The organism is Citrobacter sp. Cpo100 (genome assembly GCF_030332595.1).
Taxonomy (GTDB): Bacteria; Pseudomonadota; Gammaproteobacteria; order Enterobacterales; family Enterobacteriaceae; genus Citrobacter; species Citrobacter portucalensis.
On the sequence record NZ_JAOWHM010000033.1, the window covers coordinates 15,299 to 31,899 of the forward strand.

Sequence of the window (16,601 nt, forward strand, 5' to 3'; positions counted from 1 at the left end):
TTATTTCCTGATAGGCAGGTAAACCGAGAACTCGGTATGACCCGGCCAACTGGTAAATTCAATTTTGCCGGAATGTTGATCAATCAAATTACGGGCGATAGATAATCCAAGGCCGGTACCGCCTTCGCGACCGCTAACCATTGGGTAGAACAGCGTATCCTGCAAATGCGAGGGGATACCTGGACCGTTATCCTCTACATCAATTCGTGCCGCCAGACGGTAACGCATGCCGTGTAGCGTGAGCTGAAACGCGGTGCGGGTGCGCAGAATGATCTCGCCGCCTTCCGGTCCCAGCGCCTGCAAAGCATTGCGTACGATGTTCAGCAAAACCTGCTCGATCTGGTCCGGGTCGTGCAGTAATTCGGGCAGACTTGGGTCGTAATCCCGGATTAGCGTGACGTTTTCCGGCAGCTCCATCGAGACCAGCGCCACCACGCGTTCCGCCACTTTGTGAATACTTTCCGTGATGTGCATGCCGGGCTGTTGTGGCCCCAGCAGACGGTCGACCAGATTACGCAGGCGGTCCGCCTGTTCAATAATGACTTTGGTATATTCGGTCAGCGCCGGGTCCGGAAGCGCTTTACTGAGAAGTTGCGCCGCACCGCGTAATCCGCCCAGCGGGTTTTTAATTTCATGTGCCAGACCACGCACCAGATCGCGGGCAGCAATCTGCTGGGCGTGCTGGAGCTGTTCCTGACTCAGACGGCGCTGATTATCCATAGGGGCCATCTCCAGCAAGATAAGGCCATCAGGCAGCCTCTGAGCGGTCACAGAGAGGATATGTGAGTGGCTGTCTATCACCAGCGTCACTTCGTTATCCGTAAAGCCCTGGCCTGCTTCCAGGCTCTCTCGCATCAGTCCGATGTTTAAGGAGAAATAACTCAACAGATCGGGAAGCGGTGTACCAAACAGTTTGCGGGAGCTTTGGGCGAGCAACTGCTGTGCCGCCGGGTTGGCGTAATGTACAGCCAGCTCATCGTCGACGAGTAAGATGCTGTTGATTAAAGAATTTAGGATCTGCCCAGCATCGGGCAGCGTGCCGGTTGCCATTCAGCAGTCTCCTGAAAAGTGTTGCACCAATTTAGTGCATTATAGCTTTTTACATCAAAAAAGCGCGAAAAAGCAGGTTGTTAGTGGAGAAAAAAGCCCATCCAGAGATGGGCTACAGATGACTGGCAAACATAGATGCCGGATGGCGGATTTGCCTTATCCGGCCTACAAGGTAATGTTACCCTCCAGGCCTGATAAGTTTGCGCCATCAGGCGTCCTATCATTCACCATCGATCTCAAGCCTGCCTGAGCAGGCTAAAAGTTCCACGGCAACTCAAACGATTAAACGCTGTAGTACAGCTCAAACTCTACCGGGTGCGGAGTCATGCGCACGCGGTCATCTTCTTCGCGACGCAGCGCAATGTACGCATCGATCGCTTCATTGGTGAACACGCCGCCTGCGGTCAGGAACTCGCGGTCCAGATCCAGTTCTTTCAGTGCTTCTTCCAGAGAACCAGCAACCTGTGGGATCTCTTTCGCTTCTTCCGGCGGCAGGTCGTACAGGTTTTTGTCCATTGCTTCGCCCGGGTGGATCTTGTTCTTAATACCGTCAAGACCAGCCATCAGCAGCGCTGCGAAGCACAGGTATGGGTTAGCAGCCGGGTCCGGGAAACGCACTTCGATACGACGCGCTTTCGGAGAAGCAACCACCGGGATACGGATAGACGCAGAACGGTTACGGGCAGAGTAAGCCAGCATTACCGGTGCTTCGTAACCCGGGACCAGACGCTTGTAGGAGTTGGTGGTCGGGTTAGCCAGGGCGTTGATCGCTTTAGCGTGTTTGATTACGCCACCGATGTAGTACAGCGCCTGCTCAGACAGACCTGCATATTTGTCACCGGAGAACAGGTTTACGCCGTTCTTGGACAGGGACATGTGGCAGTGCATGCCGGAACCGTTATCGCCAAACATTGGTTTTGGCATAAAGGTTGCGGTTTTACCGAAACGGTGAGCGACGTTGTGAACGACATATTTGTAGATCTGAATTTCGTCCGCTTTTTTGGTCATGGTGTTAAAGCGGGTCGCGATTTCGTTCTGACCGGCAGTCGCCACTTCGTGGTGATGCGCTTCAACAACCAGGCCCATTTCTTCCATGATCAGACACATGGTAGAACGGATATCCTGAGAAGAATCTACCGGAGGAACCGGGAAGTAACCGCCTTTCACGCCTGGACGGTGACCTTTGTTACCACCTTCGTATTTGGTGGAGGAGTTCCATGCGCCTTCGATGTCATCGATAGCCACGTGGGAACCGGAAATAGTTGCGCCGAAACGGATGTCGTCAAACAGGAAGAATTCTGGCTCTGGCCCGAACAGAACGGTGTCTGCGATGCCGGTAGAACGCAGATACTCTTCAGCACGTTTAGCGATGGAGCGCGGGTCACGGTCGTAGCCCTGCAGCGTACCTGGTTCCAGGATATCGCAACGGATGATCAGGGTAGACTCTTCAAAGAACGGGTCGATGAGAGCAGTAGACGCATCTGGCATCAGAACCATGTCTGATTCGTTAATGCCTTTCCAGCCACCGATTGAGGAGCCGTCAAACATTTTGCCTTCTTCAAAGAATTCGGCATTTACCTGATGAGCAGGAATAGTGACGTGCTGTTCTTTACCTTTGGTATCAGTGAAGCGTAAATCAACAAACTTCACTTCGTGTTCGTTCAGCATCGTCAAAACGTGTTCAGCGGACATACTTACTCTCCCGGATTGGTCATTGTCGTCGTGGTAACGAAGTCTTCAATTCTGCAAAAATTGGCCGTGTCGCCATAAAAAATATAAAGCGAAATCTGTGCCAACTTTTAAATTGCCCCTAAAAGGCGTTATCATGCGCACCATCGTGCAAAGGGGCTGCACCATGAAGGTTGTATTGCACCATTATAGTGCTTTAATGTGAACATTAAGCACCATATTGGTGCAAAGCATGTCAGATTACCCCTTTTAACGCTCCGTGAATGTGATCACAAAGAAACTCTGCAATACTTGTTTGCGGAGGATGTTTGTGATCCTGTTTTGTACTGCGATTAATCCGTGTACAATAACGCGCTATTTCTAAAATGCCTGAGGCAAAGTTGTGATCGAAAATTTGCGTAACATCGCCATCATCGCGCACGTAGACCATGGTAAAACGACCCTGGTAGACAAGCTGCTCCAACAATCCGGTACGTTCGATGCACGTGCTGAAACCCAAGAGCGCGTGATGGACTCCAACGATTTGGAGAAAGAGCGTGGGATTACCATCCTCGCTAAAAACACCGCTATCAAATGGAATGACTACCGTATCAACATCGTTGATACCCCGGGGCACGCCGACTTCGGTGGTGAAGTTGAACGTGTAATGTCCATGGTCGACTCTGTGCTGCTGGTGGTGGATGCAATGGACGGTCCGATGCCGCAGACGCGCTTCGTGACCAAAAAAGCCTTTGCCCATGGCCTGAAGCCAATTGTTGTTATCAACAAAGTTGACCGTCCTGGCGCGCGTCCTGACTGGGTTGTTGATCAGGTATTTGACCTGTTCGTTAACCTCGACGCTACCGACGAGCAGCTGGACTTCCCGATCGTTTACGCTTCTGCGCTGAACGGTATCGCGGGTCTGGATCACGAAGACATGGCTGAAGACATGACTCCGCTGTATCAGACTATCGTTGATCGTGTACCGGCTCCGAGCGTAGATCTTGATGGCCCGCTGCAGATGCAAATCTCTCAGCTGGACTACAACAACTACGTTGGCGTAATCGGTATCGGCCGCATCAAACGCGGTAAAGTTAAACCGAACCAGCAGATCACTATCATTGATAGCGAAGGCAAAACCCGTAACGGTAAAGTCGGTAAAGTTCTGACCCATCTGGGTCTGGAACGTATCGAGAGTGATATTGCTGAAGCAGGCGATATCATCGCGATCACCGGTCTGGGCGAACTGAACATCTCCGACACCATCTGCGACCCGCAGAATGTTGAAGCGCTGCCAGCTCTGTCCGTTGATGAACCGACCGTTACCATGTTCTTCTGCGTAAACACCTCTCCGTTCTGCGGTAAAGAAGGTAAATATGTTACCTCTCGTCAGATCCTTGACCGCCTGAACAAAGAGCTGGTGCACAACGTTGCGCTGCGCGTTGAAGAAACCGAAGATGCGGATGCGTTCCGTGTATCCGGTCGTGGTGAGCTGCACCTGTCTGTTCTGATCGAAAACATGCGTCGTGAAGGTTTCGAAATGGCGGTTTCCCGTCCGAAAGTAATCTTCCGCGAAATCGACGGCCGTAAACAAGAGCCGTTCGAAAACGTAACGCTGGACGTTGAAGAGCAGCACCAGGGTTCTGTGATGCAGGCTCTAGGTGAGCGTAAAGGCGACCTGAAAAACATGAATCCAGATGGCAAAGGCCGCGTACGTCTTGACTACGTGATCCCTAGCCGTGGTCTGATCGGCTTCCGTTCAGAATTCATGACCATGACTTCCGGTACCGGTCTGCTGTACTCCACCTTCAGCCACTACGACGACGTTCGTGCGGGTGATGTGGGTCAGCGTCAGAACGGCGTACTGATCTCCAACGGCCAGGGTAAAGCAGTTGCGTTCGCACTGTTCAGCCTGCAGGACCGCGGTAAGCTGTTCCTGGGTCACGGTGCTGAAGTTTACGAAGGCCAGATCATCGGTATTCACAGCCGTTCTAACGACCTGACTGTAAACTGCCTGACCGGTAAGAAACTGACCAACATGCGTGCGTCTGGTACTGACGAAGCAACGGTTCTGGTTCCGCCGGTTAAGATGACTCTGGAGCAGGCTCTGGAATTCATCGATGACGACGAACTGGTAGAAGTAACACCAACCTCTATCCGTATCCGTAAGCGTCACCTGACTGAAAACGATCGTCGCCGTGCAATGCGTGGCGCGAAAGAAGAGTAATTAACACTCTTTTTCAGGTAAGCACAAAAAAGCCGCTGATTATCAGCGGCTTTTTTTATCTAAAAGATCAGGTCGTTTCCTGCTCTGCAATGACTAGCTCAATATTTTCTAAATCAAGCAATTGCTTGAATGAATTTGGTGGCTGGGAATCGGTAAAAAATGCCCGAATTTTACGCATATTACCGATGGATACAGCGGCTGAGGCGGTAAACTTAGTATGATCAGCAACTAACAGCGTATTACGTGCATGCTTAATCATCGTTTTGGCGACAAGCGCTTCGTTAACGTCAAATTCCAATAGTGTGCCGTCTTCCTCGATGGCACCAATACTGGTAATCAAATAGTCGGCTCTAAATCCTTCAATAAAGTTCACTGCTCCTGGGCCAACAATACCGCCATTATGAGCACGTAACGTTCCACCGGGCACCATAACCTCAAGATCTTGATTCTTATATAAGATCTGCGCAACACGAAGACTGTTAGTAATGATGCGAAGATCCCGACGGTTCAGCAAAGCTCGTGCGACGGCTTCCACCGTTGTACCAATGGTAATAAATACCGTACAGCGTTCAGGAAGATAATCAGCAACCGCTTCCGCTATCGCTTCTTTTTCCTGGGTAAGGGACAACTCTCGCTGTTCAAAGGCGGTATTCATGACGCTGGATACACGTCCGGCTCCACCATGATGTCTGGTGATCAAGCCCTGTTCGCTTAACTTACGAATATCCCGGCGCACGGTTTGCGTGGACACGTCCAGCAATTGTGCGAGCTCTTCGATATTCATATAGCCGCGTTCTGTAATGTAATGAACAAGTTGATCGTGTCGCGGATTACCGGTGACTTCAATGATGCTCATGAATACTCCTGGACTTCTTCCCCGTAATTGTTGGCTATTTTACGCATAAAGTGACAAAAATGATTCGGTTTGCGCACGATTAGGAATTCCGGCTCGTCCGCCCGCCTGAGTGCATTTCATCGCCGCCACCGCACTTGCGAAGAGAATCGCCTGGTCAGTCGGCATTTGCTCTGCAAGAGCTGCTGCCATTGCACCATGGAAAACATCGCCTGCACCGGTTGTATCCACAACATTGACAGAAAATGCAGTCTGTTGACACATATGACCATTTTCGATCCATAGTGACCCTTCGCCGCCAAGCGTAACGTACACTTTACCATTGGTTTGCTCAGCGGCCAGTTTAAGTGCCTGTTGTGCATCATCTTGCCCGGTCATTCTCTTCAGACCTGGAGTTGAAAAAACGGCATGATCGGCAAGCGCCACCAATGGGGTTATATCTTGTGGTGTCATATCGGCATCCAACAGCGTTGGAACTCCGGCGGCACGTGCCAGTTCGAAGGATTTCAACGTCCCTTCATGCCAACGTACATCGGCCAGAACGATGTCATAACGGGAAAAATCAATCGACTCCAGCCACCTTGCATCCGTATCGAGATCCGGGCTTGGATAGTTTACGATAATGCGTTCGCCATGCTGGTCGACCAAAATTGCGGACTGGGATGAACGGGAGTTCGGGTATTGCCGGCAGAACGCCGTATTGACCCCCCAGCTCTGAAGCTCGTTAAGCAAGGTATTCCCACAACTGTCATCGCCTACACGGCCTATAAAATCAACGTCAATACCAAGCCGGGCAATGGCGACAGCTGCTGTTGCCGCCGGGCCGCCACCTGTCTCCAGATATTGATTTGACTGATATTTTCCCCCGCCATCGGGCAGGTTGTTCAGAGAATAAATACGGTCCTGAACGGTGATTCCAACACATGCAATTCTGGTCATATTTGGTTAGTCCTGTGTGATCTTGTCTTCTTTTGTTCATTTTAATGACATAAATGATCAAATTAGTGACGCGTGTCTTGTTTTTAGTCATAAATTACAAATATGCTCAAAAACAGACGAAAACGAGTTTTTAATTGTAATTATTTTGTCAACCTGACACAGGAGAGCATTCATGACAACCGTTGCATTTTTGGGCTTGGGCCAGATGGGCAGCCCAATGGCTAATAATCTGTTGCAAAAGGGACATGCTTTGCGTGTGTTCGACGTAAACCAACAGGCAGTCAATGAATTAGTACAAAAAGGTGCGACTGCTGCTCAAACACCCGCTGAAGCCGCTAAAGGTGCCGAATTCATAATCACTATGCTGCCAAATGGCGACATCGTTCGGCAAGTTCTGCTGGGTAAAGATGGCGTCAGCGAAGGCCTGTCCCCCAATGCCCTGGTTATTGACATGTCCACGATTCATCCATTGCAGACCGATGAGTTGATTCATGAGATGAAAGAGAAAGGCATCAGCATGATGGATGCTCCTGTGGGCAGGACGTCAGTTAACGCGATTGACGGCACGCTGCTGATTCTTGCTGGCGGAACGCCTGAACAGGTTGAACGTGCTCGCCCTGTGCTGATGTGTATGGGGAATGAGCTGGTGGAAGCTGGCGGTCCCGGTATGGGGATCCGCGTAAAGCTCATCAATAACTATATGAGTATTGCGCTGAACGCCTTGTCAGCGGAAGCCGCTGTTCTTTGCGAGTCATTGGGTTTGAGCCTTGATGTGGCCATTAAGGTCATGAGCGGTACTGCCGCAGGCAAGGGGCACTTTACGACAACCTGGCCTGGCAAGGTACTTAAAGGAGACCTTTCTCCGGCATTCATGGTGGACCTCGCGTTGAAAGACCTGCGTATTGCCGTCGATGTCGCTAGTCAGACCGGTGCGCCGCTCAATATGGGCATTGCAGCAGAAACCTATTACACCCGTGCCAGCGAGAACGGTCGAGGCCGTCAGGACTGGAGTGCGCTGTTATCTCAGGTTCGTCAGCAGGCTGGCCGACCAGATTCACTCTAAATTTTAAACAGTTACAGGAGTTATTATGTCTTCCCACAATACCCCATACACGCTGAAAGATATTTCTCGCCCTGGCGGTGGATTTGCCATGCTGGCCGTTGATCAGCGTGAAGCAATGCGTCTGATGTTTGCAGCGTCTGGACATCCTAAACCTGTTGCCGACAGCGTATTGACTGATTTTAAAGTTGCAGCAACACAAATTCTGTCTCCCTACGCTTCAGCGGTTCTGGCAGATAAACAATTTTGTCTCGATCAGATTGTCTCTCAAGGTGCAGTCGCTGATTCATGTGGACTGATTGTGGCGGCTGACCATTTTGTTCCGGGTAATGGTATTCCGGTTGATAGTGTCGAAATTGACAGAGCAATTGATCCGCATAAAGCCCGCGAAATGGGTGCGAAAGCCATGAAGTTGTTAGTGCTGTGGCGTGAAGATGAACCCGCAGAAGAACGTTTGGCTATGGTGGCTGAGTTTGTTCAACGCTGCCGTAGCGCAGGGCTGGTCAGCATCATTGAGCCGGTCGTTCGTCCTCCTCGTCGTGGCTGGGAATTTGACCGGGAAAGCGCCATCGTTGCCGCAGCGGCTGAACTCGGCTGCACCGATGCTGACCTCTATAAAGCTGAAATGCCATTAGGCGGCAAAGGTGATGAACAGACCCTACTTGCTGCGTGTCAAAAGTTGCATGAACAAATGAAAATGCCGTGGGTCATTCTCTCTTCTGGTGTTGATGCGGACATTTTTGGCCGCGCGGTCCGTATCGCCATGAAGGGTGGAGCTTCCGGATTCCTGGCAGGGCGTGCCGTTTGGGCATCGGTTGTTGGTGCTCAAGATCCGCAAACAATGTTGCGTGATGTGTCGGTTCCACGCTTACAACGCCTGGCAGAAATCGTCGATGAAGGGATTTCTCAGCGTTAATCACCCATTTTAACGAATCTGGAGAAGAACCATGGATAAGATTACCCAAGTTCTATTTTCTGATATTGGGAAGGTGACCACCCAATATGTTGAGCTGCCGCACCAGGAACTTAAACCGCAAGAAGTCCGCATTGCTCCGGTGTTTTACGGAATATGTGGCTCTGATCTGCATGTACTGAAAGGAGGACACCCATTTGCAAAACCTCCGGTTGTGCCTGGACATGAAATTGCGGCACGCGTAACTGAAGTGGGCAGTGAAGTAACGAATGTTAAGCCGGGCGATCATGTCGTAGTCGACCCAATTATGGCCTGCATGGAGTGTCGTGCTTGTAAAGCGGGTCGCTTTAATCTGTGTGAGCCGCCACAGGTTGCTGGCTTCCGGGCGCCGGGTTTTGCCCGCTCGCAGCACATTGTACCTGCACGAAACTGCCATGTTGCACCTGCTTCGTTACCACTAAAAGCACTGGCTTTCGCTGAGCCCGCAGCCTGCGCGCGTCATTGCGTGAGCCGTATGCCGAAAGCGTCATTGGAAAGTGTATTAGTGATTGGTGCAGGGACAATTGGTTTATCCATCGTTCAAGCATTGCGCATCATGGGTGCGGGAAAGATCACCGTCATCGAGCCTGATGCCGCCAAGCGCGCGTTGTCGTTAAAGCTAGGTGCCACGGAAGTCTGGGCTCCGGGGGAATTGGATGCACAGGTCCGTTTTACGGGGGCAATTGATGTTGTTGCCGCCCAGGCCACGCTGAATGATGCATTTACCCATGTTTATGCTGGCGGAACGGTAGTGTGCATGGGGGTACCGAGTGGCCCACGTGAAATTCCTCTTCCGATGATGCAGCGCTTCGAACGCGATTTGTTGAATTCCGGCATGTACATCCCGGAAGACTTCGATGCCGTGATTGAATGGCTTGCGGATGGGCGGTTTGACACCAGCGAACTGGTGACCGATCTCTTCCCTGTCGAAGATGCGGATAAGGCGTTTGAACGTGCGCAGCAAAATGACTCTATAAAAGTCATGCTGCAATTTGCTGAGGTTTGATGCTGTAACCCTCTGTCTGGCGCTGCTAAAGGGTAGCGCCATCCTACAACAATGAAAAAGGATGCTGCGATGAGTCACATCACCAGTCCTACACCTTACTCGATCGGTCGTCCCCAGGACGTGATTGATATTGTTAATAAACATTCAGCAGTAAACACCAGTGTTGGCGTCATTTTTATCGCTCTTGGTGGCATTCTAATTGATGCCTATCAGGCGGCGATGGTGGGTTTTGGTAATAAATATATCGCATTGCAATTTGGTATTTCGCCGGGGCTGGCGGCGACGGTTAACGCCTCTGTTTTAGTCGCCGCCCTGATTGGTGGATTACTGGCGAACCGTGTGATTAACCGCTTTGGTCAAAAGCGTGCATTTATCATCGGAATGGGCCTGTGCACAATAGGTGCCGCAGCTGTCGCGATAGCCCCGAACATCTGGTGGGTGCTGGTGTGTCGCGTAATCATGGGATTTGGCTTGGGTATTGATTTCCCGCTGGCAACAAATGCGGTGGCAGAGCTACGCGGCTCAACATCTAAGAAAACCGGTTCGTCGGTTAACCTTTGGCAAATGGCCTGGTATGTATCAACTACGGTCGTCTATCTTGTGCTGCTTCCACTGTTGTTGTCGGGTATCGCGGAAGAGCAATTATGGCGCTATGGTATTTTCATTGGTGCTATTTTTGCCGTCATTATCATGATTCTGCGTTATTTCTTCATCGGTGAGTCTGCAATGTGGGCCGCACGAGTCGGACGTTATGATAAAGCCTGCGATATTCTGGCTAAACGCTATGGTGTTCATGCTCGCGTTGCTGCCAAACCAAAAAACGATGATTTTTCTGCTGAAAAAACAGAAAGTAAGTTTCATGGCGGCTATGGGATTTTATTTAACTCACGTTATCGCAAACGCACTATTCTCGGCTGCGTTGTGGCGACGATGCAAGCCTGGCAATATAACGCCGTGGGTGTTTATTTACCGCTGACTTTGGCGGGAATACTGAGCGGTGGATTAACCGGGGCTCTTAGCGGTTCTGCGGTAGTGAATGCCCTGTGTGGCATTACAGGTGGATTGATTGGTTCTCTTATCCTCCAGCGTTTGGGAACTCGCCTTCAGTCGATGTATGGTTTCGCCGTCGTAACGGTTGCATTACTGGCTTTAGGTGCATTAGCAACCACCAACCCATGGCTTTCTTTAGGTTTGTTGGGCGCAATCATTTTCTTCCATTCAGCGGGCCCGGGCGGCCTGGGAATGACCATTGCCACACTTTCTTATCCGCCATCTATTCGCCCGACAGGCGTAGGATTTGCTCGTGCAATTATGCGTACTGGGGCGATTGCCGGACTTATTTTCTGGCCTATGTTGTGGGGTGCATTAAAGACAGAAGCGTTCTATTGGCTGGCAATTGTTCCTTTTCTCGGCTTCCTGACATGCGTGTTGATTAAGTGGGAACCACTTGGTGCAAACGTTGACGCTGAAGACGCTGAGGTACTGGCTGAGTTGGATAAATAACAAGCAAGCGCGTCGCAACATGTCGACGCGCTTTTTCGTATAAATCCGCCGCTTTTTTAGTGATTTTATTGCGCAGATTTCTCGCCGACCCGGAGAGGAAAATTATGGCTGAAATAGAACATGTACCAGGGAAAGAGCTATCCGGCAAAGCCATGAGACGCGTTGTCATGGGCAGTTTCGCTGGCGCGTTGATGGAATGGTACGATTTTTTTATTTTCGGAACGGCGGCAGGGCTAGTCTTTGCTCCCCTGTTTTTCCCTGATAGCGATCCTTTTATTGGTTTAATCGCCGCATTCGCCACCTTTGGTGTGGGTTTTCTGTCACGTCCGCTTGGAGGCATTGTTTTTGGCCACTTTGGCGATAAAGTCGGTCGCAAAATAACGTTGATTTGGACGTTAGCGATAGTTGGTTCCTCAACGTTTTTAATCGGTTTCATTCCAACATACCAGGATATTGGTATCTGGGCCCCGATTATATTGATGGTTCTGCGCCTGGTTCAGGGGTTCGGTCTGGGTGGGGAATATGGCGGGGCTGCATTGATGACTATTGAATCTGCGCCTGAGGCGAAGCGCGGGTTTTTAGGTTCGCTCCCACAAACGGCAGCCTCAGTTGGGATAATGCTGGCGACAGGGGTGTTTGCATTATGCAATCACTTCCTGACTCAGGAAGAGTTTCTGGCCTGGGGATGGCGTATCCCTTTTTGGCTATCTGCCATCATGTTAATTGTTGGGATGTTTATACGGTTACATACTGAAGAAACACTGGATTTTAAAAAACAAAAAACGGCTGTCTCACAGGAACAATCAGCACCACCGTTGATTGAACTTTTCCGTAAGCATCCACGGAATATTCTGTTAGCGCTAGGGGCCAGGCTGGCGGAGAGCGTTTCGTCGAACATCATTAATGCCTTTGGTATTGTTTATATTTCCAGCCAGTTGGCATTATCAAGGGATATTCCACTCAACGGCATGCTAATCGCCTCAGCAATTGGCATTGTGTGTTGTCCATTAATTGGTTGGATCTCTGACCGCGTTGGGCAACGGAAGATGTATTTATTTGGCGCTGGTTTTTGCATCCTTTTTGCATTCCCATTCTTCCTGCTGCTGGATACGAAAAGCACACTTATCATCTGGTGCTGCATGATCCTTGGCTATAACCTGGGGCCAACGATGATGTTTGCAGTACAGCCCACCTTATTTACCCGTATGTTCGGAACACGAGTGCGCTATACGGGTCTTTCCTTTGCCTATCAGTTCTCAGCAATTCTGGGTGGGTTAAGCCCGCTCATTGCCTCCAGCTTGTTGGCGCTGGGAGGCGGGAAACCGTGGTATGTAGCACTGTTTCTGTTTGTTATCTCAATACTTTCATTCAGTTGCGTCTGGCTTATCGAGCCACATTCAGACAATAAAAATGACGCTAATAACATTTAACTTCTTACCGAAATATCAGAGAGCAATAACATGAACAACGAATTGAATACTGAGCATTATCAAGCATTACAACGTGCTTTTGATACCGCCTGGCCGGGACCGATCGGCCAACCTATTTTTCTGGAAAAAGGACATCTACGTCTGCAAATTTTTCCGCGCGATGGTGCCAGAATCACCTCGCTTCAGGCGTTTGGTTTTGAAGTGTTACGTCAATGGGAGCCACAGCGTAAAGCATTTCAGTATGGCTGCTTTCCTATGGTTCCTTGGGCAGGCCGCCTTGGCTATGCAACATTGACCGTGGGGGAGAAACAGTACGTATTACCTGCTAACAAACCGCCTCATGCTCTACATGGTATGGCCTGTTATTCATCATGGGAAATTGTCGAACATAAAGCGGATACCTTGAAACTGCGCATGCCACTGGGCGCTCCTTGGCCCTGGGAAGGAGAGGTCCTGCAGACGATGACTCTTGAAGACGATGCGTTAATTCTGCGACTTGAAATTCACACCATGTCTGAAACTTTTCCGGCATCTGCTGGATGGCACCCTTGGTTTGCAAAACAACTGGGCCAGCAGAATGAAGAAGATGAATTACTGGTATGTTTTAAGGCCGACTGGCAGGAAGAAGCCGGGAATAATGAGTTACCAACAGGTAATAAAATCCCCCCACAATCAGGCCCGTGGGATGACTGCTTTGGTTTTAATGATGGTCTCAATGTCAGATTACAGTGGCCAGGTAAGCTGAGTATGACGATGACATCGAGTGCGCAAAGCCTGGTCGTTTTTGACAAACAGCCCGACGCAACATGTGTCAATCCGCTTACTCAGGCGCCAAATGCGATAAATAGGACACCGCAGTTTGTCAGTGCAGGTCTTCCGTTGGTGATTGAGTCGCGCTGGCAATTTACACAGGAATTCTGATGGTTTAGCCAATAATCCCGACAGGGACTCATAGTCAAACTTCTCCTTTCCCGCTACAGTTATTCATCCACGGCGAATAAGGAGAAGGGCATGCTCTATATCTTTGATTTGGGTAATGTGATTGTCGATATCGACTTCAATCGCGTGTTAGGTACTTGGAGCGATCTGAGCCGTGTACCGCTGGCTTCGTTAAAGCAAAGTTTCACCATGGGAGAGGCTTTTCACCAGCACGAGCGAGGTGAAATAACGGATGAAGCCTTTGCCGAAGCGCTATGTCATGACATGGCGCTACCGCTAAGCTATGAGCAGTTCTCCCACGGCTGGCAGGCCGTTTTTGTTGCCTTGCGTCCTGAAGTCATCGACATCATGCAAAAGCTGCGTGAGCAGGGGCATCGGGTGGTCGTCTTGTCGAATACTAACCGTCTGCACACGACGTTTTGGCCGGACGAATACCCCGAAATCCGTCAGGCTGCTGACCATATTTACCTTTCCCAGGATCTTGGCATGCGTAAACCGGAAGCGCGGATTTACCAGCATGTCCTGCAGTCTGAAGGTTTTTCTGCGCATGAGGCGGTATTTTTCGACGACAACGCCGATAATATTGAAGGGGCTAATCGGTTAGGGATTACCAGCATCCAGGTTGTCGATAAAACGACCATTCCGGACTATTTCGCGAAGTTGCTATGCTAAAAAATGTTCAGCAACAAGCCAGGCACCATACGCGTCCTGTTCGGGCCTGGCTGAAGCTACTATGGCAGCGGATTGATGAGGACAACATGACGACGCTGGCAGGGAATCTTGCCTATGTCTCATTGCTCTCATTAGTGCCGCTTATTGCCGTAGTTTTTGCGCTTTTCGCTGCATTTCCGATGTTTTCTGACGTCAGCGTCCAGCTACGTCATTTCATTTTCGCAAACTTTATCCCGGCGACGGGAGATGTCATTCAACGTTATATCGAACAGTTCGTTGCCAACTCGAACAAAATGACGGCCGTTGGGGCGTGTGGGCTGATTGTGACAGCGCTATTACTGATGTATTCCATTGATAACGCGCTGAATACTATCTGGCGCAGCAAGCGTACTCGCCCTAAAGTTTACTCTTTCGCCGTTTACTGGATGATTTTAACGCTGGGGCCGCTGCTGGCGGGGGCTAGTCTGGCGATCAGCTCTTATCTGTTGTCATTGCGCTGGGCCAGCGATCTCAATACGGTGATCGATAACGTCCTGCGTATTTTCCCGCTGGTGCTCTCCTGGCTCTCTTTCTGGCTGCTTTACAGCATCGTACCGACTACACGTGTACCTAACCGTGATGCGGTTATTGGCGCCTTTGTGGCCGCTGTGTTGTTCGAAACCGGAAAGAAAGGATTTGCGCTCTATATCACGATGTTCCCGTCTTATCAGCTCATTTACGGTGTCCTGGCGGTGATCCCCATTTTATTCGTCTGGGTATACTGGACCTGGTGTATCGTCTTGCTAGGCGCGGAAATAACTGTCACTCTCGGGGAATACCGCAAACTTAAACAAGCCGCAGAACAAGAAGAAGCAGAGCAACCATGATTGCATTAATTCAGCGCGTAACCCGTGCCAGCGTCACCGTGGAGGGCGAGGTGACGGGTGAAATTGGCCCAGGACTTTTGGTCCTGTTAGGTGTCGAAAGGGATGATGACGAACAGAAAGCGAACCGCCTGTGCGAGCGCGTACTCGGCTATCGAATCTTTAGCGATGCCGAAGGCAAAATGAACCTTAACGTGCAGCAGTCAGGGGGCAGCGTGCTGGTGGTTTCACAGTTCACGCTGGCGGCAGATACCGAACGCGGCATGCGCCCGGGGTTTTCAAAAGGGGCTGCGCCCGATCGTGCAGAGGCGCTGTATGAGTACTTTGTTGAGCGTTGCCGCCAACAGGAAATGAATACGCAAACCGGTCGATTCGCTGCGGATATGCAGGTTTCACTGGTTAATGATGGCCCCGTGACGTTCTGGTTACAAGTATGAACCAGCTACCGGTGTGGCCGCGGACAACAAGAGAGAATACGACGATGTATCACCTTCGAGTACCGCAAACAGAAGAAGAATTGGAGCGTTACTACCAGTTTCGCTGGGAGATGCTGCGTAAACCGTTGCACCAGCCTAAAGGCTCCGAACGGGATGCCTGGGATGCGATGGCGCATCACCAGATGGTGGTGGACGAAGAGGGGAATCTGGTCGCAGTAGGACGTCTGTACATCAATGCGGATAACGAAGCCTCCATACGCTTTATGGCCGTTGACCCCTCCGTGCAGGAGAAAGGGTTGGGCACGCTGATGGCGATGACCCTGGAGTCTGTGGCGCGTCAGGAAGGGGTAAAACGCGTAACCTGTAGCGCCCGTGAAGATGCGGTCGAATTTTTTGCCAAACTGGGGTTTGTGAGCCAGGGAGAAATCACTACGCCGCAAACCACGCCGGTGCGTCACTTTTTGATGATTAAACCCATCGCGACGCTGGACGACATTCTCCATCGCGGGGACTGGTGCGGACAACTACAGCAAGCCTGGTACGAACATATTCCATTAAGCGAGAAAATGGGTGTGCGCATTCAGCAATATACCGGGCAGAAATTTATCACCACGATGCCCGAGACGGGCAATCAGAACCCGCACCATACGCTGTTTGCCGGGAGCCTGTTTTCACTGGCGACGCTAACGGGCTGGGGGCTAATCTGGCTAATGCTGCGCGAGCGTCATCTCGGCGGGACGATAATCCTTGCTGACGCGCATATACGGTACAGCAGGCCGATCACCGGGAAACCTACAGCCATCGCCGATCTGGGCTCGCTGAGCGGAGACCTGGACCGTCTGGCAAGAGGTCGTAAGGCGCGCGTTCAGATGCAGGTCGGGGTATTTGGCGACGACACGCCGGGCGTGGTGTTCGAAGGCACCTACATTGTGCTACCCGCAAAACCTTTTGGCGCATATGAAGAAGGTGGGAACGAGGAAGAGTAGGTCAGAGGGTATCTTC

General features: G+C 50.8%; 15 protein-coding genes. 11 read left to right on the forward strand and 4 right to left on the reverse strand.

What is annotated here, in order from left to right; genetic code table 11:
• Together glnL and glnA are read right to left on the reverse strand one after the other, a co-directional pair.
• A complete protein-coding gene (gene glnL, locus OGX96_RS10375; RefSeq protein ID WP_008786986.1) occupies positions 1–1,050 on the reverse strand; it encodes a nitrogen regulation protein NR(II) in 1,050 nt (349 codons plus the stop codon).
• A 282-nt stretch (positions 1,051–1,332) separates the two neighbouring features.
• On the reverse strand, positions 1,333–2,742 hold the full coding sequence (gene glnA, locus OGX96_RS10380; protein WP_008786987.1) for a glutamate--ammonia ligase: 1,410 nt from the start codon (positions 2,740–2,742) through the stop codon (positions 1,333–1,335).
• Positions 2,743–3,121: 379 nt separating this feature from the next.
• On the opposite strand from glnA, the gene typA reads away from it, so the two are divergent.
• Positions 3,122–4,945, forward strand: coding sequence for a ribosome-dependent GTPase TypA (typA, locus tag OGX96_RS10385; RefSeq protein ID WP_008786988.1), 1,824 nt, complete (start codon positions 3,122–3,124; stop codon positions 4,943–4,945).
• Positions 4,946–5,012: 67 nt separating this feature from the next.
• Here typA and OGX96_RS10390 read toward each other — a convergent pair whose 3' ends face one another.
• Positions 5,013–5,801, reverse strand: coding sequence for a DeoR/GlpR family DNA-binding transcription regulator (locus tag OGX96_RS10390; protein WP_008786989.1), 789 nt, complete (start codon positions 5,799–5,801; stop codon positions 5,013–5,015).
• A gap of 39 nt (positions 5,802–5,840) precedes the next feature.
• A complete protein-coding gene (locus tag OGX96_RS10395) occupies positions 5,841–6,737 on the reverse strand; it encodes a sugar kinase (RefSeq protein WP_286582962.1) in 897 nt (298 codons plus the stop codon).
• A 172-nt stretch (positions 6,738–6,909) separates the two neighbouring features.
• On the opposite strand from OGX96_RS10395, the gene yihU reads away from it, so the two are divergent.
• From yihU to fabY, 10 genes are all read left to right on the forward strand, one after another.
• Complete coding sequence (gene yihU / locus OGX96_RS10400; protein WP_008786991.1) at positions 6,910–7,800, forward strand: sulfolactaldehyde 3-reductase; 891 nt, start codon at positions 6,910–6,912, stop codon at positions 7,798–7,800.
• 25 nt (positions 7,801–7,825) lie between these two features.
• Entirely contained in the window at positions 7,826–8,713 is an 888-nt protein-coding gene (locus OGX96_RS10405) for an aldolase (RefSeq protein WP_008786992.1), read from the forward strand.
• 31 nt (positions 8,714–8,744) lie between these two features.
• Positions 8,745–9,755 carry a zinc-dependent alcohol dehydrogenase gene (locus tag OGX96_RS10410; protein ID WP_008786993.1) on the forward strand — a complete coding sequence of 337 codons (1,011 nt, stop codon included), beginning with the start codon at positions 8,745–8,747 and terminating at the stop codon, positions 9,753–9,755.
• A gap of 69 nt (positions 9,756–9,824) precedes the next feature.
• A complete protein-coding gene (locus OGX96_RS10415; protein ID WP_008786994.1) occupies positions 9,825–11,258 on the forward strand; it encodes an MFS transporter in 1,434 nt (477 codons plus the stop codon).
• A 104-nt stretch (positions 11,259–11,362) separates the two neighbouring features.
• A complete protein-coding gene (locus OGX96_RS10420; protein ID WP_020996120.1) occupies positions 11,363–12,688 on the forward strand; it encodes an MFS transporter in 1,326 nt (441 codons plus the stop codon).
• Between the two features lie 30 nt (positions 12,689–12,718).
• The gene (locus tag OGX96_RS10425; protein ID WP_286582965.1) at positions 12,719–13,609 is read left to right on the forward strand and encodes an aldose epimerase family protein; all 891 of its coding nucleotides are present in this window, start codon (positions 12,719–12,721) and stop codon (positions 13,607–13,609) included.
• A gap of 90 nt (positions 13,610–13,699) precedes the next feature.
• Positions 13,700–14,299, forward strand: coding sequence for a glucose-1-phosphatase (gene yihX, locus OGX96_RS10430; protein WP_008786997.1), 600 nt, complete (start codon positions 13,700–13,702; stop codon positions 14,297–14,299).
• Positions 14,293–15,165, forward strand: coding sequence for a virulence factor BrkB family protein (locus tag OGX96_RS10435; protein ID WP_008786998.1), 873 nt, complete (start codon positions 14,293–14,295; stop codon positions 15,163–15,165). The genes yihX and OGX96_RS10435 overlap by 7 nt, the downstream gene beginning before the upstream one ends.
• Positions 15,162–15,599 (forward strand): D-aminoacyl-tRNA deacylase, encoded by a 438-nt coding sequence (dtd, locus tag OGX96_RS10440; RefSeq protein ID WP_003825289.1) that lies wholly within the window; start codon positions 15,162–15,164, stop codon positions 15,597–15,599. Before OGX96_RS10435 ends, dtd begins: the two co-directional genes overlap by 4 nt.
• Before the next feature lie 44 nt (positions 15,600–15,643).
• Positions 15,644–16,585, forward strand: coding sequence for a fatty acid biosynthesis protein FabY (gene fabY / locus OGX96_RS10445; protein WP_003825286.1), 942 nt, complete (start codon positions 15,644–15,646; stop codon positions 16,583–16,585).
• Positions 16,586–16,601: the final 16 nt, after the last annotated feature.